Genomic DNA, 21,244 nt, shown 5'->3' with positions numbered 1-21,244 from the left:
CAGAACTGCGTGCATTGCAAGACCTGCGACATCAAGGATCCGGCGCAGAACATCACATGGACCACGCCGCAGGGCGGGGACGGACCAAACTATCCCAACATGTAGGGCCGACAGGCAAGCTGTGGCGAATTTCGCCGCAGTTTGCCGTCAGAATGCCCCGAGCATGACAATTTGATCAAATGTTTCAGGGGGCTTGGCGGCAATCTTTCGGTGGCTCATTGCGTCGCTACCGGGCAGGGGCTAGGCTTTGCGCAAACCCGTTGCAGGAAAGATGGAGGCAAGTTTGCCCAGATCGATAGCCAGAACACTCGGCGTAACGCTTTTGGCCGTGGGGCTATGGTTTCCGGCCGCGGTGTCGGCCAACGGACTGTCGGGCGCGTACCTGGCCGCACGGCAGGCCAGCTATGTCGGTGACTACGAAGCGGCTGCAAAGTACTACAATCAGGCGCTTTTTCATGATCCCGCCAACCCACAACTGTTGGAACGTGCTGTTCTGGCCAATATCTCCCTTGGGAACCTTGATCGCGCCGTAGAGCTTGGCCAGCGGTTGGTAAACACCGGGGAGCGTAGCCAGATCGCACAGATCGCGCTTATCGCGGGCGAGGCAAAGCGCGAAGCCTATACGGAGATACTCAGCCGTCTGCGCGACGATCTTGGCGTTGGCCCGCTGATTGACGGGTTGGCGGAGGCATGGGCCGAAATGGGCCGGGGTGACATGAGCGCGGCATTGGTCGCCTTTGACGAGATGTCCGAACAGCGCGGCCTTGAAGGGTTCGCTCTGTACCACAAGGCGTTGGCTCTGTCGTCGGTTGGCGATCACGAAAGCGCAGAGGCTATCTTTGACAGCGACAGTGTGGGCGCCATGCGGATGACGCGCCGCGCCGTGATCGCGCAGGTCGAGATTCTGTCGCAGCTGGAGCGCAATGACGACGCCCTTAAACTCATCGATACGGCCTTTGACAAGGGGATTGATCCCGGGATCGACCAGTTGCGCAAGCGGCTTGAACAGGGCGAGCAATTGCCATGGACAGCCGTCAGCGGTGCGCGCCAAGGCATCGCGGAGGTGTTCTATACTCTGGCGGCGGCGCTTTCCAACGAGGCGGATGACGACTACACGCTGCTGTATTCCCGCGTCGCCGAATACCTGCGGCCAGATCATGTGGACGCGATCCTTCTGTCGGCAGATATGCTGGAACGGCTGGAACAGCACGACCTTGCTGTTGCGACCTACAAGCGGGTGCCGCGCGACCATCCGGCCTATCACGCCGCAGAGCTTGGCCGCGCCGATGCGCTGCGGGCCGATGGCAAGGTCGATGCCGCCGTGGAAGTTCTGGAAAGCCTCGCTGAGACGCATGGCAATCTGGCGGTCGTCCAGTCGACGCTGGGGGACCTGATGCGCCAATTGGAGCGCTACGACGACGCGGTAAAGGCTTATGACCGCGCGCTCGCGCTGTTCGACACGCCCGAACCGACGCAGTGGTTCCTGTATTACGCCCGCGCCATCAGCCACGAACGGCAAGGCAACTGGCCACAGGCAGAGGCGGATTTCCGCGCCGCGCTGGCGCTGAACCCGGAACAGCCGCAGGTGCTGAATTACCTCGGCTATTCGCTGGTGGAAAAGAACGAGAAGCTCGACGAAGCGCTTGGCATGATCGAACGCGCCGTCGCTGCGCGCCCTGACAGCGGCTATATCGTCGACTCGCTTGGCTGGGTGCTCTATCGGCTTGGTCGCTACGAAGAGGCGGTCGGTCACATGGAGCGCGCGGCAGAGTTGATGGCGATTGATCCGGTGGTGAATGATCACTTGGGGGATGTCTACTGGTCCGTCGGGCGCAAGCTGGAAGCCGAGTTCATGTGGAAACGGGCGCTGAGCTTCGTCGATTCCGAAGTGGCCTCGGACGAGGTTGATCCCGAACGCATTCGCCGCAAACTGGAGGTTGGTCTGGATCGGTTGCTGGCCGAGGAAGGGGCGCCGCCGCTGAAGGTTGCCAATGACAACGGCGGCTGAGGCATTCGCCCCGGCCAAGATCAATCTGACGCTCCACGTGACCGGCAGGCGGTCTGACGGCTACCACCTTCTTGATTCGCTTGTCGTCTTCGCGGATGTCGGGGACCGGCTGATCCTGACCGCTGGTGCCAATCTGTCAGTCGCCGTCACGGGCCCCTTCGCCGACGGAGTGCCGACGGATGGGTGCAATCTGGTCTGGCGGGCAGCGGAAGCCGCAGGCTGGATGGGCCGGATCGAGCTTGAGAAAAACCTGCCACACGGCGCTGGCATTGGTGGCGGTTCTGCCGATGCGGCGGCCGTTTTGCGGGCGCTGCATGGCCCGAACCCCATGGGTGACATCGGCGCGGAACGGGCATTGGAACGGGCATTGGAACTGGGGGCGGACGTGCCGGTCTGTCTGTCGTCCTTGCCGCAGAGGATGCGGGGGATCGGCGAACAGCTTCGGCCCGTTCAGGACGTGCCCGGTCTCAACCTCGTGCTCGTTAATCCACATGTGCATGTGCCAACACCGGCAGTTTTCCGGGAGCTGATGCATCGCGAGAACCCGGCGATGCAACACTGTGAGGGATGGGACAGTGGGCCAGCCTTTCTTGACTGGCTGGGCCAGCAACGCAACGATCTGGAAATACCTGCCCGAAGCCTTGCGCCGGAGATCGGGGAGGCGTTGAGCGCCCTTGACGGCGCGATCCTGTCCCGCATGTCCGGCTCTGGCGCCACTTGTTTCGGCGTTTACGACACGATGGATGTTGCGCGGAATGCCGCACGGCGCATCGCCGCGAAGTATCCCGAGTGGTGGGTGCAGGCGACGCGGACGGTAGGCAGTGACGCCCGTCAGGTCAGCCGTGCCACCACGTAATCCGCAAGATCAATAAGCATGCTGCGCAGGTCGCTGTCGGGCAGAACCGAAAGCGCATCCTTGGCCTTGCCCGCCCAGGCATTGGCGTCCTGCCGGGTCGCTTCGAGTGTGCCGTGTTTTTTGAGCAGGGAAATGGCGTGGCTCAGGTCGCCTTCTTCCTGCTTGCCCTTCTCGATGGTGCGCGACCAGAAGGCACGTTCTTCGGCATCGGCGGCAGCAACGGCCTTGATGACCGGCAATGTCAGTTTGCGCTCGCGGAAATCGTCGCCGACATTCTTGCCGGTGGCCCCGCTATCCCCCTGATAATCCAGCAGATCATCCGCGATCTGGAAGGCAATGCCAAGCGCATCGCCGTAGTCGAAAAGCGCTTGCACCACGTCCTCGGACTGGCCCGCGATCACGCCGCCCACCTCGGTCGCGGCAGAAAAGAGCGCCGCCGTCTTGCCGCGTACGATCTTGAGATAGGTATCCTCGCGCGTGCGCAGATCCTGCGAAGCCGAGAGTTGCAGCACCTCGCCCTCGGCGATCGTCGCAGAGGCGTTGGCCAGAATGTCGAGCACGCGGATAGACCCGGTTTCGACCATCAACTGAAAGCTGCGTGCAAAGAGGTAATCGCCGACCAGCACGCTCGATTTGTTGTCCCAGAGCAGATTGGCGGTGGGCCGACCCCGGCGCTGGGTGCTTTCGTCGACCACATCGTCGTGCAGAAGGGTCGCGGTGTGAATGAACTCTACCGTGGCGGCAAGATGCACATGGTAGGGGCCGTCATAGCCGCACATACGCGCAGAGGCGAGCGTCAGCATCGGGCGCAGACGCTTGCCGCCGGCCTCAACCAGATGGGCCGTCACCTCCGGGATACGCGGTGCGTGCTCTGAGGTCATCCGCAGGCGGATCAGATCATTGACCGCAGCCATGTCATCGGCCAATGCGGTTGCAAGGCGGTCATGCGGCTTCACGGTTGCGTCGTCCAAACTCATCACACTCCCGTCACAAGGCTCGACATTGGCATCACCTTGTCCTTACATCCCCGATATGGAAGAGCTTTTGCGCACCACCGATATAACCGTCATCCCGCTGGCCCGCGTGCTCCTGTTGGACGAGGGTATAGACAGCTTTGAATTGGACGTAAACATGAGCGTTCTCGAAGGCAGCATTGGCATTTTGCCGCGTCGGCTGATGGTCCGGAGGGACGATCTTGCGGCGGCGCGGCAGTTGATGATGGATAACGGAGTGCCTCTTGACCGTTGAACTGTCACGGGATGCGTTTCTTGGCGGCAAGGTCCATCTTTACCAGCCGGTGGACGGATACCGCGCAGGCATTGACCCGGTCTTGCTGGCCGCAAGCATCGAGGCCACCGCCGGAGAATCCGTTCTGGAACTGGGCTGCGGTGCCGGACCGGTCCTGTGTTGTCTGGGGGCCCGTGTGCCCGGCCTCGCCCTCGTGGGGGTGGAAATCCAGCCGTTCTACGCGGATCTCGCGCGTCGGAATCTGGCCGAAAACGGAATGGATGGGCAGGTCCTGGCGGCTGACCTGAGCGCCCTTCCGAAGGAACTGCTGGCCCGCCAGTTTGACCATGTCGCTGCCAACCCTCCCTATTTTCGCACCGGGGCCCGGAGCGAGGCCGCCGACGAAGGGCGCGAGGTCGCTCTGGCGGCGCGGGTTCCGCTGTCGGAATGGGTGAACGCGGCGGCCCGTCGTTTGAAGCCGCGTGGTCAGGTCACATTCATCCAGCGGGTTGAACGGTTGCCCGAATTGCTGACCGCCATGCAGGCGCGGCTGGGATCGCTTCAGGTGCTGCCCCTCGCCCCTCGGCAGGGGCGGGAGCCCCGGCTGATTCTCGTTCGTGGACGCAAGGGAGGCAGGGCGGATTTCAGGCTGCACGCGCCGGTCTTGCTGCACCGGGGCGTGCAACACGAATCCGATGGTGATGACTACGCCCCCGCCATCGCAGAGGTGCTTCGCCACGGCGCCGCGCTGAATTTTCCGTCCTAGACGATCTGCTCACGCAGAATTTGAAGATTTGCGGGCCTTATGCTGCCGGTGCGGCGTGACAGATGCGTGTGAATATGCTGGACTGGTAGGGTTGATAACAAAAAGGAGGACGCGATGAGCTTGAGTTCGCATGTGCAGGAACTGAAGAAGAAACACCAAAACCTCTCCGACGCCGTTGAAGAGGCTCAACGAGCCCCCGGCATCAGCGACCTGCATATCGCTGAGATGAAAAAACAGAAACTTAAGCTGAAAGAAGAGATCGAGCGGCTGAGTGTCTGAATGGCCTGTCTTCGCAGACATTCTCAGGCGCTGCCCATTGGTGCAAGGGCAAACAAAAACACGCCATGATTGATGCGAAGACCCGGGGAAACACCCTGTTGCAAGCCAGAAGTCAGACAATCCACTCATCTTTTTAGAAAAGCGCCCCGGCCTGGAAAGGCAGGGGCGCAATGTATTTCAGGGGGTGGTCCGGTTCGAATCAGACGAAGAACTGCGCACCGTTCGCACTGATCGTGGAGCCGTTGATGAAGCCCGCATCGTCAGATGCGAGGAACACCACGCAGCGCGCGATTTCTTCGGGTTCGCCCAGACGGCCGGCCGGGATTTGGCCAATGATCGATTCGCGCACTTTTTCGGGCACTGCCATGACCATTTCGGTCGCGATATAGCCGGGGCAGATCGCATTTGCGGTGATGCCCGCGCGCGCACCTTCCTGCGCGAGGCTTTTCACGATCCCAAGATCGCCAGCCTTCGTCGCGGCATAGTTCACCTGGGCGAACTGGCCCTTCTGGCCGTTGATCGAGCTGATGACGATCACGCGCCCGAACTTGCGTTCGCGCATACCGGGCCAGATCGGGTGCACCGTGTTGAACACGCCGGTCAGGTTGGTATCGATGACCTGCTGCCATTGGTCCTTTGTCATCTTGTGGAAGGGTGCGTCCCGGGTGATCCCGGCATTGGCCACGACCACGTCGATTGGCCCAAGCTCTTCTTCGACCTTGGCAATTCCGGCAACGCTGGAGTCGTAATCCGCGACATTCCACTTATACGTTTTGATGCCGGTTTCCTCGGTAAACTTGGCGGCGGCTTCGTCGTTTCCGGCATAGGTCGCGGCGACCGTATAACCTTCGGCCTTCAATGCTTTCGAGATCGCTTCTCCGATGCCTCGGCTGCCGCCGGTGACGAGTGCTACTCTTGCCATGGTTTCCTCCAATGTGGCTAGGTATGGTAACTTTGCTACCTACTGATCGAGCGCCGCGCAACAATATTACGCAGCGATTTGTTGGTTAGGGTCAAGGAAATGCAGTCAAAAATGCTGCGTGACCAGAAAAAGGGGCGCCAGCGGCGCCCCTCATATGTCTTGTCGGCAGGGTCAGGGGCGTTCCACACACATGGCGACGCCCATACCGCCACCGATGCACAAGGTCGCCAGACCTTTTTTCGCATCGCGACGCTTCATTTCGAAAAGAAGCGTGTTAAGTACGCGCGCGCCGGAGGCACCAATCGGGTGACCGATGGCGATGGCACCGCCATTGACGTTCACGACAGCCGGATCCCAGCCCATCTCCTTGTTGACGGCGCAGGCCTGTGCGGCAAAGGCTTCGTTCGCTTCAACCAGATCAAGATCCTCGGGTTTCCACCCGGCCTTTTCCAATGCCTTGCGGCTTGCGTTGATCGGGCCTGCGCCCATGATCGATGGGTCAAGACCAGCGGTTGCATAGGAAACGATCCGTGCAAGCGGCGTGATGCCGCGCTTTTCGGCGTTTTCTGCCGTCATCAGCAAAGCCCCGGCGGCGCCGTCGTTCAGGCCAGAGGCGTTGGCCGCGGTGACCGTCCCGTCCTTGGTGAAGGCAGGGCGCAGTTTCTGCATCGCTTCCATCGTTGCGCCGTGGCGGATGTATTCATCCTTGTCGACGATGATGTCGCCCTTGCGGGTCTTGACGGTGAACGCGATCACTTCGTCGTCGAATTTGCCCGCCTTCTGGGCTGCTTCTGCCTTGTTCTGCGAGGCAACGGCGAATTCGTCCTGTTGCTGTCGGCTGATTTGCCATTTCTCGGCCACGTTCTCGGCAGTCTGGCCCATGTGGTAGCCGTTGAAAGCGTCCCAAAGGCCATCGCGGATCATCGTGTCGATATATTTGACATCGCCCATTTTATGGCCAGCGCGAAGATGCGCGGCGTGTGGGCTAAGTGTCATATTCTCCTGTCCGCCAGCGCAGACGATATCGGCATCGCCAAGCTGGATGTGCTGTGCGGCCAGTGCCACGGCGCGCAGGCCGGAACCGCAGACCTGGTTGATGCTCCATGCAGCCGATTCGATCGGAAGGCCTGCGTTGACATGCGCCTGACGGGCCGGGTTTTGTCCCTGCGCCGCGGTCAGGACCTGACCAAGGATCGTTTCGGACACTTCGGCAGCATCGATTCCTGCGCGCTCAACCAGCGCTTTCAGAACGGCCGAGCCCAGATCATGGGCGGGTGTGTTGGCGAAAGAGCCCCCGAAACTGCCGACTGCGGTCCGCGCCGCAGAAGCGATTACGACATTGGTCATAGATGTGATCTCCACCTTTGCTTGTTGCGATGGAGGTCGGCACCAAACCAGCAAGTTACGAGCCCCCACCCTACCGTAGCGTAACTACCGCAAGGTGAAGGGGGGAGCAACTGCGCTGGTCACGCCATGATGTCTCAGGCAGAGGCGCGCTCCACCGTTTCCTTTTCCCATGGTGGACAAACAGTCGGTGCGCCATAAAAATAGCCTTGCATGCAATTGACACCGAGGGTCTGGAGAAAGGCGGCATCCTCGGCCCGCTCCACCCGTTCTGCGACGGTGAACATGTCAAATTGCTGCGCCACAGCGAGCATCGCGCGGGTCAGCACCTGATTGTCGGGGTCGCGCGCGATACCGGTGATGAACTGGCCATCGATCTTCAGAATATCGAACTGGAAGTCCTTGAAATGACGGAAGGCAGTGTAGCCCGCGCCAAAATCATCAAGCGCGAACGAGATGCCCTTGCCTTGCAGATCCTGCATGAACCCAACCACGATTTCCGGCACCAGCATGGCGGAGCTTTCGGTGATTTCCAGGATCAGCCTTTCCCCGACGGTGGGGTTGCGGGCGAGACCGCGCTGCAATGTGCGCATCCATTTCTTGTAGCCGATGGACCTGGCAGACATGTTGATCGACAGGCGCAAAGCGGGCTGGCTTTCCAGCGCCCGAAGGCCTTTGTCCAGGGCAATGCAATCAAGCAGTCGGCCGGTTTCGGTCTCTTCGACGGCATGGATGAAATCCTTCGCGGGAATCACCCGACCGGTTTCATCCAGCACCCGGATCAGCCCTTCGTAAAAGGCCGTTCGTCCGGGATTCGCCGCCTGGACGATGGGTTGATAGGCCAGAAGAACATGCCGGTGCCGGACGGCGGCCTCGACCATCTTGATGGTGTCTGCATCGCGCTTTTCAATGGCCAATGCCAGCGCGTTACGTGAGTTTTCTTGCAGTGCGGCTTTATGTTGAAGACCCATGTGCCCTCCATTCGGTTGAGAGCAGGTTGCAACTGAATGCCTTAAATTACGCTTAAATTTCATGTTTTGTTCTAATTTGATACACATTGCCGAACATGCCCGGAAAATAGGGCCGTTGACTCCTGCGTGTTGCAGCGTATAAGCGCGGCTTCATTGGTGTTGGTGGCCCTCGCAAGGGGATGCCTGTCAGTGCCGGAGCTACTCCGGTGCAGAGGACAACGCCCTTCATAGCTGCCGCATGGCAGCGCCCAAAGAAGGAGATCAGCCGTGACCAAACGCACGTCTGCCAAGTACAAACTCGACCGCCGGATGGGCGAAAACATCTGGGGTCGTCCGAAATCCCCGGTCAACCGTCGCGAATATGGCCCCGGCCAGCATGGTCAGCGCCGCAAAGGCAAAATGTCCGACTTCGGCCTGCAGCTGCGCGCAAAGCAGAAGCTGAAAGGCTACTACGGCGACCTGACCGAAAAGCAATTCCGCCGCATCTTCCGTGATGCAGAACGTCAGCGTGGCGACACCGGTGAGCTGCTCATCGGCCTGCTGGAGCGTCGTCTGGACGCCGTTGTGTACCGCGCCAAGTTCGTGCCGACCGTCTTTGCCGCACGTCAGTTCGTGAACCACGGCCATGTCACGGTGAACGGCAAGCGCGTCAACATCCCCTCCTATCGCGTGAAAGAGGGTGACGTCGTTGAGGTCCGCGAGAAGTCCAAGCAGATGGTTGCTGTTCTGGAAGCCTCGCAGCTGCCAGAGCGTGATGTGCCCGACTACCTTGAAGTCGATCATTCCAAGATGAGCGCGACATTCGTGCGCACTCCCGGCTTGGGCGATGTGCCCTATCCGGTCATGATGGAACCGAACCTGGTGATCGAATTCTACGCCCAGAACTAAATTCTGGCAGGATACGAAATTCCAGGGGGTCGCGCTTTTGCGCGGCCCCTTTTCATTTGCAACCCAGGTCGCCGCGCCGGATCGGTCTTGCCACTGGTCTCTGGGGAAAAGCCCGGCTAAAGAGGCGCGCAGCAGGAGGCTGGCCAATGACAAGGATGGAACCGCAACCCGGCATCATGGACATCGCCCTTTACGTCGGTGGGGCGAGCCAGATCGCAGGTGTCTCGGATGTCGTGAAGCTGTCGTCGAACGAAAACCCGTTCGGCCCGAGCCCCGCAGCCATTGCTGCGGTGGAACGAAGCGCACGGACCCTGCATCGCTATCCGTCCACCGATCATGCGAGCTTGCGCGCGGCGCTGGCAGAGGTGCACGGGCTCGACGCGGCGCGCATCATCTGCGGTGTGGGATCTGATGAAATCATCCACTTCCTGTGTCAGGCCTACGCGGGTCCGGGCGACGAGGTGCTCTACACGCAGCACGGGTTTGCCATGTACCGGATCAGCGCGATGGCGGCTGGGGCCACCCCGGTCGAGGTGGCCGAACGTGATCGCACCGTCCATGTTGACGCGATTCTGGCGGCCTGCACGGAACATACGCGGTTGGTATTCATCGCTAACCCGGCCAACCCGACCGGAACTTTCATCCAGCTGGGCGAGGTCGAACGGCTGGCCGAGGGCCTGCCCGAGCAGTGCCTGCTGGTGCTGGACGGAGCCTATGCCGAGTTCGAGGAGGGGTATGACGGTGGCGCTGCCCTGATCGAACATCGTGACAACGTGGTGATGACGCGCACATTTTCAAAGCTTTATGGTCTGGGCGGTCTGCGGGTCGGGTGGGGCTATGCCAGCCGGGATATCATCGATGTGCTGAACCGGGTGCGGGGGCCGTTCAACCTGTCCTCGACCGCGTTGGAGGCAGCGGAGGCCGCACTGGGCGATCATGCCTATGTCGAAAAGTGCCTGGCGGAGAACGCGAAAATGCGCAGTTGGTTGACAGAGGCGCTGCGCGGCTTGGGCATTGGTGTGGATGACAGCCACGCCAACTTCGTGCTTGCCAGGTTTTCCGACCCGGCCGAGGCGGATGCATGCGAAGCGCATCTGAAGACCCAAGGGCTGATCGTGCGGAAAGTGGCGGGCTACAAGCTGCCAGAAGCGTTGCGGATCACGGTGGGTGATGAAAGCGCCTGCCGCCGCGTGGTGCATGCAATCGGGCAGTTCAAGGCGGTGGCGGAATGAGTGTCATCTACAACAAGGTGGCGCTGATCGGGCTGGGTCTGATCGCGTCCTCGATTTTCTGGTCCAGCAAGCGCGGCGGCTTGGCGACAGAGGTTTCCGGGTACGCGCGCAGTCAGGCCACTCGCGATACCGCACGCCGGATCGGGCTGTGCGACACGGTCTGCGACAGCGCCATCGAGGCGGTGAAAGATGCCGATCTGGTGATGCTTTGCGTTCCGGTCGGGGCGATGGGGCAGGTGGCGCAAGAGATCTCGCCCTATCTGAAACCCGGCTGCACGGTAAGTGATGTGGGTTCGGTCAAGGCTGCAGTGGTCGACGCGGTGGCGCCGCATCTGCCCGGGGGTGTTCACTTCGTGCCCGGGCACCCTTTGGCGGGGACAGAGCATTCAGGCCCCGAATCGGGCTTTGCGACGCTGTTCGACAATCGCTGGTGTCTTCTGGTGCCTCCGGCAGGAGCCGATCCAGAGGCTGTGGCGAAACTTCGCCGGTACTGGGAAGGGTTGGGGTCCAATGTCGACGAGATGGATCCGGAGCATCACGATCTTGTCCTCGCAGTGACCAGCCATACACCGCACCTTATCGCCTACACGATGGTGGGCGTGGCGGATGACCTTGGCCGTGTAACCGACAGTGAGGTCATCAAGTATTCTGCCGCGGGCTTTCGGGATTTCACCCGTATCGCGGCCAGTGATCCGACCATGTGGCGCGACGTGTTTCTGAACAACAAGCAGGCCACGCTGGAGATCCTTGGCCGGTTCACGGAAGAGCTGTTTGCCCTGCAGCGCGCGATCCGGGTCGGTGACGGGGAAGAGCTCTTTGACTATTTCACTCGAACCCGGGCCATCCGGCGTGGTATCATCGAGGCCGGGCAGGATACGGCTGCCCCTGATTTCGGACGTACCAAGACGGGACAGTGATGCGGTTAGTGGTTGGATTGGGTCTGGTGCTGGCGGCGCAGATTGCGGTTGCAAAGGCCCCGGACGGCGTGATCCGGCCAGTTTCGCGTGGCGATGCGGTCGAAGCCGCGCAGACGAAAGAGGCATCCCGGCTGTCGTCGATCCGCCCGGTCATGCGCCCGATGAAGCCCAACCCCAACGCCGTTGCAGAAACGACCGATCTGGTTGCCTTTGGCGCCGATGGAACGATGGTCGTGCTTTCAACCTCCGGAATGAGACGGTCGCTGCGCCCGATGTTGCGCCCCCGTGCGGTGGTCGAACGTGTCATGGCAAAGCGGCAGGCGGCAAAGCGCGGTGCCGTATGCGGCGATCTTGACCTGCAGGGCGAGCGGATTGGCTATGTCCCGGGCCGGATCAACGCTTGCGGTATCAAGGATGCCGTCCGGCTCCGCTCTGTCGCGGGTGTGACGCTCAGCCAGCAGGCGATGATGGATTGCACCACCGCCAAAGCTCTCAAGACCTGGGTGGAGCGTGGCGTGAAGCCTGCCTTCGGGTCCCGCGGCGGGGGCGTGTCAGCGCTGCGCGTCGCCGCGCATTACGCCTGCCGCACACGCAACAATCAGCCCGGCGCGAAGGTCAGCGAACATGGAAAGGGGCGCGCCATTGATATTTCAGGCGTGCGCCTGAAGGACGGCACTCAGATTTCCGTGCTGCGGGGTTGGGGGTCGAAAAAGAACGGCAACGCGCTGCGCAAAATGCGCAAAGAGGCCTGCGGCCCGTTCGGGACCGTCTTGGGCCCCGGCTCAGACAAGTATCACAACGACCATTTCCACTTTGACACCGCGCGGTATCGTGGCGGGGCCTATTGCCGCTGACCCGGATGTCCTGCGAGGTCTGTGGTTAACCTTCAGCGTCAGTCTGAACGAGCGCTTTGACAATGGCCCTGGCACTGTCAGAGGACCAGTCGGCATCCCCCCGCAGCCGTGCGACTTCCTGGCCTTCAGGGTTCAGCAGAACGGTGATCGGCAGACCCAGCACTGCCATCTCGCGTGCCAGAGCCTGTTTGGGATCGCGGTGCAGCGGAAGGTTGGTCACCTCGATCTCGTCAAAGAATTTCTTCATCGCCGGGGGTGGGTTGCGCCCGGTGGCGATGGTGACGACCTCGAACATGTCGCCGCCGAATTCTTCCTGCAGCTCCGACAGCATGGGCATTTCCTTGCGGCACGGCGCGCACCACGTGGCCCAGAAATTCACCAGCACCCATTTTCCCTTGTAGTCGGCAAGGGTCACGGCCTCGCCATCGAACGTCTGAAAGGCGCTTTCCCCGGCGGGCGTGGCCTCTGCGAAGACCAGTTTTTTCATGTCACCGTCGCGCAGCGCTTCGATCACGGACATGTCGACCGCGTGCGCAGCGTTTGCACCCAGACCAAGGGCTAGATAAAGGAGAGCGGAACGGAACAGGCGCATTTTTCCTCCAGAGGGGCACGACATGGCAGACCAATCCTCGAACCAGATGTGGGGCGGCCGCTTTGCCGCCGGGCCGGACGCGATCATGGAGGCGATCAACGCCTCGATCGGGTTCGACAAGCGGATGGCGGCACAGGACATCGCCGGATCAAGGGCCCATGCCGCCATGCTTGGCGCCACGGGCATTCTGGAGCCTAGTGATGTCGAGGCCATTCGGGAAGGGCTGCTCACGGTCTTGTCAGAGATCGAGGGCGGTACATTCGCGTTTTCCACGGCGCTTGAAGACATCCACATGAATGTGGAGGCGCGCCTGAAAGAGATCATCGGCGAGCCTGCCGGGCGGCTGCACACCGGCCGGTCGCGCAACGATCAGGTAGCGACGGACTTCAAACTCTGGGTGCGCGACCAGCTGGACGCGGCAGAAGCCGGGCTGCTGGCGCTAATGAAGGCGCTGGTGGCACAGGCCGAAGCGGGCGCCGATTGGGTCATGCCGGGCTTCACCCATCTGCAGACCGCGCAACCGGTAACCTGGGGGCATCACATGATGGCCTATGTCGAGATGTTCGCGCGCGATCTGTCACGCGTTCGCGACGCCCGCGCCCGTATGAACGAAAGCCCCCTGGGGGCTGCGGCGCTGGCGGGCACCGGCTTTGCCATCGACCGGCACATGACGGCTGAGGCGCTGGGGTTCGACCGGCCAAGCGCCAATTCTCTGGATGCCGTCAGCGACCGCGATTTCGCGCTGGAGTTTCTTGGCGCGGCCAGCATCTGTGCCATGCACCTGTCGCGTTTTGCCGAAGAGCTGGTGATCTGGTCCTCTGCGCAGTTCCGCTTTGTGGTTCTGTCGGACAGGTTTTCGACCGGATCTTCGATCATGCCGCAGAAAAAGAACCCCGACGCTGCAGAGTTGATCCGCGCCAAGGTCGGACGAATTTTCGGCGCGCAGACGGCGCTGATGATGGTGATGAAGGGCCTGCCCTTGGCCTATTCCAAGGATATGCAAGAGGACAAGGAACAGGTCTTTGACGCCGCCGATAACTGGATGCTGGCGCTGGCCGCGATGGAGGGGATGGTCCGCGACATGACCGCTAATCGCGAAGCGCTGGAGGCCGCTGCCGGGGCCGGGTTCTCGACCGCGACCGATCTGGCCGACTGGCTGGTGCGCGAGCTGGGCCTGCCATTCCGCGATGCGCATCACGTGACAGGCAGCCTCGTGGCAAAGGCCGAGGCAAAGGGTTGCGATCTGCCGGACCTGTCATTGGCCGAGATGCAGAGCGTGCATGACGGGATCACCGAAGCCGTCTATGGTGTGCTGGGGGTGCATAATTCGGTGGCCTCGCGGATGAGCTATGGCGGCACGGCACCCGCGCGGGTGCGCGAACAGGTCGCCCGCTGGAAGGAGATCCTGGGATGAAGGTGGCTGCTGTACTGGCCCTGATCACGCTTGCAGGCTGTGGCGCGGATGGCGATCCGATCCGCCCGACGTTGAACACAACGATATCCGCAGGCTCTGGCGGTGTGCACACATCAACCTCTGTCGGTGTGAAAAGCGGCCCGGTCACCGTATCCGTCGGGCTTTGATCCGGGGGGGCTGATCGCGCCCCTGGCGCATGACCTCGTGGTGCCTTTGTCCAGCGCGTCGCAGATCTGAAATGCGCAGGCACGGTTGGGGGGCATCCTGCGCCCCCGCCCCGCGCCGCGCCTTCCCTTCAGGAATATCGGCCAAGAAGAGGCGAGGGGGGTGGTTTTGCCGCAGCTTGCGAGCTATGGCGACGGGCAGCAATTTCGGAGGCGTTTGGAATGGATCATTTTCTTTATCGTGACGGTGCGCTTTGCGCCGAGGATGTCGCCGTAGCAGAAATTGCAGCTGCGGTGGACACGCCGTTCTATCTGTATTCAACCGCGACGCTCTTGCGGCATTACCGGCTGTTTGACGAGGCGTTGGCGGGGATGCCGCATCTCGTTTGCTACGCGATGAAGGCCAATTCCAACCAGGCCATCCTGCGCACGCTTGCAGAGGCCGGGGCCGGGATGGATGTGGTGTCGGGCGGCGAATATGCCCGCGCCAAGGCGGCTGGCGTGCCGGGCGAGCGCATCGTCTTTTCCGGCGTCGGCAAGACCAAGGCAGAGATCCGCGCGGTGCTTGAGGGCGGTATCCGCCAGTTCAACGTCGAGAGCGAACCGGAGATGCAGGCGATCTCCGAAGTGGCATCTTCTATGGGTGTGATCGCGCCCGTCACCATCCGGGTGAATCCGGACGTGGATGCAAAAACCCATGCAAAGATCGCCACCGGCAAGTCGGAAAACAAGTTCGGCATCCCGATCGCCCGCGCACGGCAGGTCTATGCCGAAGCGGCGGCGTTGCCGGGGCTCAAGGTCGTTGGCATCGATGTCCATATCGGCAGCCAGCTGACCCAGCTGGAGCCGTTCGAGGCTGCCTATAAGAAGGTGGCCGATCTGACGCAGGCACTGCGCGCAGATGGGCACGAGATCACCCGCCTGGATCTGGGCGGCGGCTTGGGCATCCCCTATGCGCGGTCGAACGAAGCGCCGCCCCTACCGACCGATTACGGCGCCCTGATCAAGCGCACGGTGGGTCATCTGGGCTGCGAGGTCGAGATTGAGCCGGGGCGTCTGATCGCCGGGAATGCAGGCATTCTGGTCAGCCGGGTGATTTATGTGAAATCCGGCGAGGGGCGGGATTTCCTGATCCTTGATGCTGCGATGAACGACCTGATTCGCCCTGCGATGTACGATGCGCATCACGATATCGTCCCGGTGATCGAACCTGCAGCAGCGGTGGAGCATCAGCCCTATGACGTGGTGGGACCGGTCTGTGAAAGCGGGGATACGTTCGCCAAGGCGCGCCAGATGCCGCCGGTTGCCGCGGGGGACCTTCTGGCCTTCCGCTCTGCCGGAGCCTACGGCGCGGTGATGGCGAGCGAGTACAACACCCGGCCGATGATCCCCGAAGTGCTGGTGCATGGCGATCAATTCGCTGTCATTCGGGCGCGGCCAACCTTTGACGAAATCATAAATCGCGATACCATCCCTGCATGGCTGTGACGCATCCCGCCGCGCAGCCCTGATAAAGGAGCGCGCATGGCCGCGACCGACAGGCAGGCAAACGACGTCCTCCGTCAGATTCGACGGCCACTTCTGCTGACCCGCCTCGGTATGGTGGCCGAGGCTGCGGTGCGCGCCTTCTGGCCCCTCTGGTCGGTGCTTTTCGTTGCTGCGGCGCTGCTCATGCTGGGCATTCAGGACAATGTGGCGGTCGAATGGGTCTGGGGCGCCGGTCTGGTGCTTGGATTGGGCGCGCTGGCCGCCTTGGGCTATGGGGTTCGTCGCTTTCGTTGGCCTTCGCGCGTTGGCGCGATGGCGCGTATGGATGCTGCGTTGCCCGGACGGCCCATCCAGACGGCCATGGATCATCAGGCCATTGGCGCGGGCGATGCCGCCTCGCGGGCGGTCTGGGAAGCGCATCAGGCGCGTATGCGGACCCGACTGGAAAGCGCGACACCCGTGCGGCCCGACCTGCGCGCGGCCAAGGCGGATCCCTTTGCCTTGCGCTATGTCGCCTTGCTGGTGCTCAGCATCGGTTTGCTGTTCGGGTCTGTCTGGAAGATGGGGTCAGTCACGGCGATGACGCCCGGTGGCACTTCCCTTGCGGCCGGGCCGTCCTGGGAAGGGTGGGTGGAGCCCCCCAGCTATACCCGCCAGCCATCGCTCTACCTCAACGATATTTCTGCGGGCGAACTAAGCGTCCCGGCAGGCAGTCGCATCATGCTGCGCTTTTACGGCGAAGTCGGCGCGCTGCGCCTCTCTGAGACCGTTTCGGGCGTACCGCCAGAGCAGGACGCCCCTGCCGAGACGGCGCATGATCTGGTCGTGGCACAAAGCGGGCAACTGGTCGTGGATGGGCCGGGCGGGCGGCAATGGGACGTTGTGATGCGCGCCGATGCCCTGCCGACGGTTTCACTGAACGGTACGCCCGAAGCGTCAGCTCGCGGCGAGATTTCCTTGCCATTTGCAGCCACGGACGATCATGGCGTCGAACGCGGGCAGGCACGGATCGCGCTTGCGATGGACCAGATCGACCGGCGTCACGGTCTGAGCCTGGACCCCGAACCAAGAGACGCGGTTATCGTCGAGCTGCCAATGCCAATTTCCGGCGACCGGGCTGCGTTCGAGGAAATCCTGATCGAGGATTTCTCGCAGCACCCGTGGGCAAACCTGCCGGTGACCATTTCGCTGACCGTCGAAGACGCGGCCGGGCAAGCGAGCGAGACGGTGGTCGAGGACATTACTCTACTCGGGCGTCGTTTCTTTGACCCGCTGGCATCGGCGGTGATCGAGCAACGCCGCGACCTGCTGTGGAGCCGTGACAATGCGCGCCGCGTCGCGCAGATCATGCGTGCCGTGTCTTATCAGCCAGACGACCTGTTCCGATCCGCTGTCACCTATCTGAGATTCCGCACCATCTTGCGGCGGCTGGAGGCGTTCACGCGGTTCGACCAGCTTTCGACCCAAGAGCGCGACGAGATTGCCCAGGCGATGTGGGATCTGGCGGTTCTGATGGAGGATGGCGATCTGGGCGATGCGCTGGAACGGCTCCGCCGCGCGCAGGAACGCCTGTCCGAAGCGATGCGCAACGGTGCCTCGGACCAAGAGATCGCAGAGCTGATGCAAGAGCTCCGCGATGCCACCGATGACTATCTGCGCCAGCTCAGCCGTCAGGCGCAGGAACGGGGCGAGGAAGGCGACCAGCAGGCGCAGCAGCAGGGCGAACAGTTGCAGATGAGCCAGAATGATCTGCAGCGCATGATGGACCGGATTCAGGAACTGATGGAGCAAGGCCGCATGGCCGAGGCGCAGCAGGCGCTGGAAGAGCTTCAGCGGATGATGGAGAACATGCGCGTCACGCAAGGGCAGGGCGGACAGGGCCAGCAATCCCCGGGACAGCAGGCGATGGAAGGTCTGGCCGAAACGCTGCGCGAGCAGCAGGGGCTGTCGGATCAGGCATTTCAGGATCTTCAGGATCAGTTCAATCCCGGACAACCCGGACAACCCGGTCAACCGGGGCAGCCCGGACAGCAGGGACAGGACGGTCAGCAAGGTCAGCAAGGGCAGCAAGGGCAGGGACAGCAAGGCCAAGGCGGCCAGCCGGGCGAGGGTCAGGACCTTGGCCAGTCGCTGGCTGATCGGCAGGGTGCTTTGCGCAACGAGTTGGAGCGTCAGCGTGGCAACCTTCCCGGCGCCGGAACAGAGCCCGGAGAGGCCGCCCGTGAGGCGCTTGACCGTGCCGACCAAGCCATGGAAGGAGCGGAGCAGGCGCTGCGCGACGAGGATCTGGCCGAGGCGATAGACCGTCAGGCGGAAGCCATGGACGCGCTGCGCGATGGGTTGCGCAACCTCGGTGAGGCCATGGCGCAGGAGCAGCAGAACCAGGGCCAGCAGGGCGTGGCCGAGGGGCAGGAACCCGGCGAGCGCCGCGATCCGTTGGGTCGCAATGCAGGTACGAACGGTCAGATCGGCAGCGAAGACAGCATCTTGCAGGGCGAGGACGTGTACCGCCGCGCCCGCGAGCTTCTGGACGAAATCCGCCGCCGCACCGGCGACGGGGAGCGCCCGGATGCGGAGATTGAATATCTCGAACGGCTGCTCGAACGGTTCTGACGGCGCCAAGGGTCGCGCCGCCTCTGCGATAAATTCCCTGCTGTCGTATTCATCCGCGAAAATGTCGGATGTTCACTGCGCCGAGCGGCCGATTTTTCGTCTTATGCCGACTAGTCGTTCAAGGCAGGGAGTCGCCCGATGAAAACGCATGTCAAAGCTCTGGTCGTCGGCGGCGGCGCCGTTGGCACCTCGATCGCCTATCACCTGGCCCGCGCAGGCTGGAGTGACGTCATGCTGCTGGAGAGGGACGAACTGACCAGTGGGTCAACCTGGCATGCGGCGGGCCTGCTCCCCTATTTTAACATGTCCTTCGCAACGACCCATATCCACGACTACTCGATCAAATTCTACAAGACGCTTGAGGAAGAGACCGGATTGAATGCCGGCTTCTTCGTCGTCGGTAACCTGCGCATGGCGCAGACGCAGGAACGCATGGACGAATACATGCTGTATGCCGCCACCGCAGAGACGGTCGATGTGCCTTATGAATGGATGAGCCCGGCCCAGATCAAGGAACGCTGGCCGCTGGTGCGGACTGAGGATCTGAAAGGCGCGATCTACCATCCAACCGACGGCTATATTAACCCGGCGGATGTCACCATGGCGATGGCCAAGGGCGCCCGCCAGCGGGGCGTGGTGATCGAGCGCAAATGGCAGGTCGATGGCTACGAATGGGCGGGCGACCATTGGGATGTCACCGTCACCAAAATGGTCGAGCGGGGCGGCAACCTTGTGCCTTCGGAGGAAAAGGAGGTCATTCAGGCCGAGCATGTGGTAACCGCCACGGGCAACCATGCGCAGCGCACGGCGCGCCTGCTGGGGCTGAAAATTCCGGCGATCCCGGTCGAACATCAGTATATCGTGACAGAGCCGGACCCCGCCCTGGTCGAATGGCGCAAGACCAACGAACAGCACCCCGTTCTGCGCGATGCCGATGCCAAATGGTACGTGCGCGAAGAACGCGGTGGCTGGATTTTGGGGCCTTATGAGCGCAATGCGCCCGCGCGGTTCCTCTATGATGTGCCAGAGGCGTTCCGGGCGGACCTCTTCCCCCTCGATCTGGACCGGATCGAAGAGGAATACATGTCGATGATCCATCGCATCCCCTCGTCCGAAACGGTGGGGCTGAAGGACGATTATAACGGCCCGATCTGCTATACGCCCGATGGCAACCCGTTGCTGGGACCGGCGCCGGGGTTGCGCAACATGTGGCTGGCCGAAGGTTTCTCTTTCGGGATCACTGCAGCGGGCGGCGCGGGCAAGTATCTTGCTGATCTTATGGTCGAGGGAGAGGCGGAGATCGACATGGCCTCGCTCGACCCCAAGCGCTATGGCAGCTGGATGACGACAGAATATGCGGCACGCAAGAACGAAGAGGCCTATGAGCACGTCTATATTCTGCATCACCCGGATGAAGAGCGCCCCGCCTGTCGGCCGTTGCGCACCGCCCCGGCCTATGACCGGCAAAAAGCGTTGGGTGCGCAGTTCGGCTGCGTTAACGGATGGGAACGCCCGAACTATTACGGCCCCCTGGATGCGGATGAGAATTTCGACCATGACGCACGCAGCTTCCGTCGTGGCGGCTGGTGGCCCTACGCCGTTGAAGAGGCGAAGGCGATCCGCGAAGGCGTGGGCCTGATCGACGCGACGGCCTTTACCAAACATGTCGTCAAGGGGCCGGGCGCGACCGCTTTTCTGGATTGGTTCACCTGCAACAAGCTGCCGAAGGTCGGCAGGATCAACCTGACCTACGCGCTGACCAGCGCGGGCACCACGCGGACCGAATACACGATCGTACGACTGGCGGAGGACGAATATTACCTAGTCTCCGCTGGGGCGTGGACGGCTTATGATGCCGATTATCTGCGCAAAGCGGCCGAGGATAAGGCGCCGGAATTCGGCTATATCGAGATTCAGGACGTGACTTCGCAATGGGGTGTCTATGCCATTGCCGGGCCAAAAAGCCGTGACGTGCTGAACGAGCTGATCTGCGATGCGGAGCCAGAAACCGCGCTGTCCAACAAGCGGTTCCCGTGGCTGACAATGCGCAACATTGAGCTGAAGATGTGCCCGGTGCGTGCGATCCGCGTGGCCTATACCGGCGAGTTGGGCTGGGAATTGCACCACCCGATCGAAATGGGCCGTTACCTGTGGGACCAGTTGATGCAGGCCGACGAAAAGCACGGGGTGAAGCCGGTCGGCGCGCGGGCGCAGAATTGGTTGCGGCAGGAGAAGTCCTATCGTGCGTTTGGCACTGAACTCGGCCGCGATGCCACCCCGGTGGAGGCCGATCTGCCGCGTTTCATCGACCTGTCCAAGGATTTTCACGGTAAGGATGAGATGCAGGAGATCGGCGTTCGGTCCAAATGCGTCACGCTGTTGATCGATGGGCCTGAGGATTGCGATCCCTGGGGTCGCGAGGCGCTATATGATGGGGATGTGCGGGTCGGGCGGCTGACCTCGGGCGGCTACTCAGTGGCGTTTGGGAAATCCATCGGCATGGGCTACGTCCGCCCCGATCTGGCGGTGCCGGGTCAGAAGCTGAAAGTCAGAATGCTCGATCAGCTTTGGGATGCCGAGATCACGGAAGACAGCCCTTACGATCCGAAGAACGAAACGATCCGCAAGGACGGGTAAGGGCGGCAACTTGGTCCGGACAAAGTGACTAAAAGGAGACTTTCAGGCCTTGGCATCCTTGTAGCAAAAGCG

General features: G+C 62.0%; 20 protein-coding genes. 15 read left to right on the top strand and 5 right to left on the bottom strand.

Going from position 1 to position 21,244, the window contains the following annotated elements:
* The 3 genes from EDD52_RS20605 to EDD52_RS20595 all read left to right on the top strand — a co-directional run.
* The coding region (locus tag EDD52_RS20605) for a 4Fe-4S dicluster domain-containing protein (protein ID WP_132248510.1) at nt 1-105 on the top strand (105 nt) is incomplete at its 5' end.
* A 166-nt stretch (nt 106-271) separates the two neighbouring features.
* A complete protein-coding gene (locus EDD52_RS20600) occupies nt 272-2,008 on the top strand; it encodes a tetratricopeptide repeat protein (protein ID WP_132248509.1) in 1,737 nt (578 codons plus the stop codon).
* Nucleotides 1,992-2,864 (top strand): 4-(cytidine 5'-diphospho)-2-C-methyl-D-erythritol kinase, encoded by an 873-nt coding sequence (locus EDD52_RS20595; protein WP_132248508.1) that lies wholly within the window; start codon nt 1,992-1,994, stop codon nt 2,862-2,864. The genes EDD52_RS20600 and EDD52_RS20595 overlap by 17 nt, the downstream gene beginning before the upstream one ends.
* Here EDD52_RS20595 and EDD52_RS20590 read toward each other — a convergent pair.
* Nucleotides 2,840-3,841 carry a polyprenyl synthetase family protein gene (locus EDD52_RS20590; protein WP_132248507.1) on the bottom strand — a complete coding sequence of 334 codons (1,002 nt, stop codon included), beginning with the start codon at nt 3,839-3,841 and terminating at the stop codon, nt 2,840-2,842. The genes EDD52_RS20595 and EDD52_RS20590 overlap by 25 nt on opposite strands.
* A gap of 55 nt (nt 3,842-3,896) precedes the next feature.
* On the opposite strand from EDD52_RS20590, the gene EDD52_RS20585 reads away from it, so the two are divergent.
* The 3 genes from EDD52_RS20585 (at nt 3,897) to EDD52_RS20575 (ending at nt 5,136) form a co-directional block, all read left to right on the top strand.
* Nucleotides 3,897-4,112, top strand: coding sequence for a putative signal transducing protein (locus EDD52_RS20585; protein ID WP_132248513.1), 216 nt, complete (start codon nt 3,897-3,899; stop codon nt 4,110-4,112).
* Nucleotides 4,102-4,857: a tRNA1(Val) (adenine(37)-N6)-methyltransferase gene (locus EDD52_RS20580; protein WP_243652041.1), complete on the top strand. Its 756-nt coding sequence runs from the start codon at nt 4,102-4,104 to the stop codon at nt 4,855-4,857. The genes EDD52_RS20585 and EDD52_RS20580 overlap by 11 nt, the downstream gene beginning before the upstream one ends.
* Nucleotides 4,858-4,971: 114 nt before the next feature.
* Nucleotides 4,972-5,136 (top strand): YdcH family protein, encoded by a 165-nt coding sequence (locus EDD52_RS20575; protein ID WP_132248506.1) that lies wholly within the window; start codon nt 4,972-4,974, stop codon nt 5,134-5,136.
* A gap of 199 nt (nt 5,137-5,335) precedes the next feature.
* Here the strand turns inward: EDD52_RS20575 and phbB are convergent, their stop codons facing one another.
* The 3 genes from phbB to EDD52_RS20560 form a co-directional block, all read right to left on the bottom strand.
* Nucleotides 5,336-6,058 (bottom strand): acetoacetyl-CoA reductase, encoded by a 723-nt coding sequence (gene phbB / locus EDD52_RS20570; RefSeq protein WP_132248505.1) that lies wholly within the window; start codon nt 6,056-6,058, stop codon nt 5,336-5,338.
* Nucleotides 6,059-6,229: 171 nt separating this feature from the next.
* Complete coding sequence (locus EDD52_RS20565; RefSeq protein WP_132248504.1) at nt 6,230-7,405, bottom strand: acetyl-CoA C-acetyltransferase; 1,176 nt, start codon at nt 7,403-7,405, stop codon at nt 6,230-6,232.
* A gap of 134 nt (nt 7,406-7,539) precedes the next feature.
* Nucleotides 7,540-8,373, bottom strand: coding sequence for an EAL domain-containing protein (locus tag EDD52_RS20560; protein ID WP_132248503.1), 834 nt, complete (start codon nt 8,371-8,373; stop codon nt 7,540-7,542).
* A 267-nt stretch (nt 8,374-8,640) separates the two neighbouring features.
* Between EDD52_RS20560 and rpsD the strand changes: the two genes are divergently transcribed.
* The 4 genes from rpsD (at nt 8,641) to EDD52_RS20540 (ending at nt 12,264) form a co-directional block, all read left to right on the top strand.
* The gene (rpsD, locus tag EDD52_RS20555) at nt 8,641-9,261 is read left to right on the top strand and encodes a 30S ribosomal protein S4 (protein ID WP_132248502.1); all 621 of its coding nucleotides are present in this window, start codon (nt 8,641-8,643) and stop codon (nt 9,259-9,261) included.
* Nucleotides 9,262-9,407: 146 nt separating this feature from the next.
* Nucleotides 9,408-10,493 carry a histidinol-phosphate transaminase gene (gene hisC, locus EDD52_RS20550; protein WP_132248501.1) on the top strand — a complete coding sequence of 362 codons (1,086 nt, stop codon included), beginning with the start codon at nt 9,408-9,410 and terminating at the stop codon, nt 10,491-10,493.
* Entirely contained in the window at nt 10,490-11,410 is a 921-nt protein-coding gene (locus EDD52_RS20545; protein WP_132248500.1) for a prephenate/arogenate dehydrogenase family protein, read from the top strand. The genes hisC and EDD52_RS20545 overlap by 4 nt, the downstream gene beginning before the upstream one ends.
* Nucleotides 11,410-12,264: an extensin-like domain-containing protein gene (locus EDD52_RS20540; RefSeq protein WP_132248499.1), complete on the top strand. Its 855-nt coding sequence runs from the start codon at nt 11,410-11,412 to the stop codon at nt 12,262-12,264. The genes EDD52_RS20545 and EDD52_RS20540 overlap by 1 nt, the downstream gene beginning before the upstream one ends.
* Before the next feature lie 25 nt (nt 12,265-12,289).
* Here the strand turns inward: EDD52_RS20540 and EDD52_RS20535 are convergent, their stop codons facing one another.
* A complete protein-coding gene (locus EDD52_RS20535; RefSeq protein ID WP_132248498.1) occupies nt 12,290-12,856 on the bottom strand; it encodes a TlpA family protein disulfide reductase in 567 nt (188 codons plus the stop codon).
* 22 nt (nt 12,857-12,878) lie between these two features.
* Between EDD52_RS20535 and argH the strand changes: the two genes are divergently transcribed.
* The 5 genes from argH to EDD52_RS20515 all read left to right on the top strand — a co-directional run bounded on the left by argH (nt 12,879) and on the right by EDD52_RS20515 (nt 21,172).
* Nucleotides 12,879-14,270: an argininosuccinate lyase gene (gene argH, locus EDD52_RS20530; RefSeq protein ID WP_132248497.1), complete on the top strand. Its 1,392-nt coding sequence runs from the start codon at nt 12,879-12,881 to the stop codon at nt 14,268-14,270.
* Nucleotides 14,267-14,437, top strand: coding sequence for a hypothetical protein (locus EDD52_RS23765; RefSeq protein WP_165907608.1), 171 nt, complete (start codon nt 14,267-14,269; stop codon nt 14,435-14,437). The genes argH and EDD52_RS23765 overlap by 4 nt, the downstream gene beginning before the upstream one ends.
* A 219-nt stretch (nt 14,438-14,656) precedes the next feature.
* Complete coding sequence (lysA, locus tag EDD52_RS20525; protein WP_132248496.1) at nt 14,657-15,922, top strand: diaminopimelate decarboxylase; 1,266 nt, start codon at nt 14,657-14,659, stop codon at nt 15,920-15,922.
* Nucleotides 15,923-15,958: 36 nt separating this feature from the next.
* Nucleotides 15,959-18,535 (top strand): TIGR02302 family protein, encoded by a 2,577-nt coding sequence (locus EDD52_RS20520; protein ID WP_132248495.1) that lies wholly within the window; start codon nt 15,959-15,961, stop codon nt 18,533-18,535.
* A 138-nt stretch (nt 18,536-18,673) separates the two neighbouring features.
* Entirely contained in the window at nt 18,674-21,172 is a 2,499-nt protein-coding gene (locus tag EDD52_RS20515) for a GcvT family protein (protein ID WP_132248494.1), read from the top strand.
* Nucleotides 21,173-21,244: the final 72 nt, after the last annotated feature.

Source organism: Primorskyibacter sedentarius (genome assembly GCF_004342065.1).
GTDB classification, from domain to species: Bacteria; Pseudomonadota; Alphaproteobacteria; order Rhodobacterales; family Rhodobacteraceae; genus Primorskyibacter; species Primorskyibacter sedentarius.
Note: the sequence above shows the minus strand (reverse complement) of the source record. Positions and strands in the feature narration are given on the sequence as shown.

What these genes read in the sequence shown, in the direction of transcription:
- EDD52_RS20600 (WP_132248509.1), top strand. Translation starts at nt 272, where the DNA reads ATGGAGGCAAGTTTGCCCAGATCGATAGCCAGAACACTCGGCGTAACG.
- EDD52_RS20575 (WP_132248506.1), top strand. Translation starts at nt 4,972, where the DNA reads ATGAGCTTGAGTTCGCATGTGCAGGAACTGAAGAAGAAACACCAAAAC.
- EDD52_RS20590 (WP_132248507.1), bottom strand. Translation starts at nt 3,841, where the DNA reads ATGAGTTTGGACGACGCAACCGTGAAGCCGCATGACCGCCTTGCAACC.
- EDD52_RS20545 (WP_132248500.1), top strand. Translation starts at nt 10,490, where the DNA reads ATGAGTGTCATCTACAACAAGGTGGCGCTGATCGGGCTGGGTCTGATC.
- EDD52_RS20585 (WP_132248513.1), top strand. Translation starts at nt 3,897, where the DNA reads ATGGAAGAGCTTTTGCGCACCACCGATATAACCGTCATCCCGCTGGCC.
- EDD52_RS20560 (WP_132248503.1), bottom strand. Translation starts at nt 8,373, where the DNA reads ATGGGTCTTCAACATAAAGCCGCACTGCAAGAAAACTCACGTAACGCG.
- argH (WP_132248497.1), top strand. Translation starts at nt 12,879, where the DNA reads ATGGCAGACCAATCCTCGAACCAGATGTGGGGCGGCCGCTTTGCCGCC.
- EDD52_RS20520 (WP_132248495.1), top strand. Translation starts at nt 15,959, where the DNA reads ATGGCCGCGACCGACAGGCAGGCAAACGACGTCCTCCGTCAGATTCGA.
- EDD52_RS20515 (WP_132248494.1), top strand. Translation starts at nt 18,674, where the DNA reads ATGAAAACGCATGTCAAAGCTCTGGTCGTCGGCGGCGGCGCCGTTGGC.
- EDD52_RS20565 (WP_132248504.1), bottom strand. Translation starts at nt 7,405, where the DNA reads ATGACCAATGTCGTAATCGCTTCTGCGGCGCGGACCGCAGTCGGCAGT.
- EDD52_RS20540 (WP_132248499.1), top strand. Translation starts at nt 11,410, where the DNA reads ATGCGGTTAGTGGTTGGATTGGGTCTGGTGCTGGCGGCGCAGATTGCG.
- phbB (WP_132248505.1), bottom strand. Translation starts at nt 6,058, where the DNA reads ATGGCAAGAGTAGCACTCGTCACCGGCGGCAGCCGAGGCATCGGAGAA.
- hisC (WP_132248501.1), top strand. Translation starts at nt 9,408, where the DNA reads ATGACAAGGATGGAACCGCAACCCGGCATCATGGACATCGCCCTTTAC.
- EDD52_RS20595 (WP_132248508.1), top strand. Translation starts at nt 1,992, where the DNA reads ATGACAACGGCGGCTGAGGCATTCGCCCCGGCCAAGATCAATCTGACG.
- EDD52_RS23765 (WP_165907608.1), top strand. Translation starts at nt 14,267, where the DNA reads ATGAAGGTGGCTGCTGTACTGGCCCTGATCACGCTTGCAGGCTGTGGC.
- EDD52_RS20535 (WP_132248498.1), bottom strand. Translation starts at nt 12,856, where the DNA reads ATGCGCCTGTTCCGTTCCGCTCTCCTTTATCTAGCCCTTGGTCTGGGT.
- lysA (WP_132248496.1), top strand. Translation starts at nt 14,657, where the DNA reads ATGGATCATTTTCTTTATCGTGACGGTGCGCTTTGCGCCGAGGATGTC.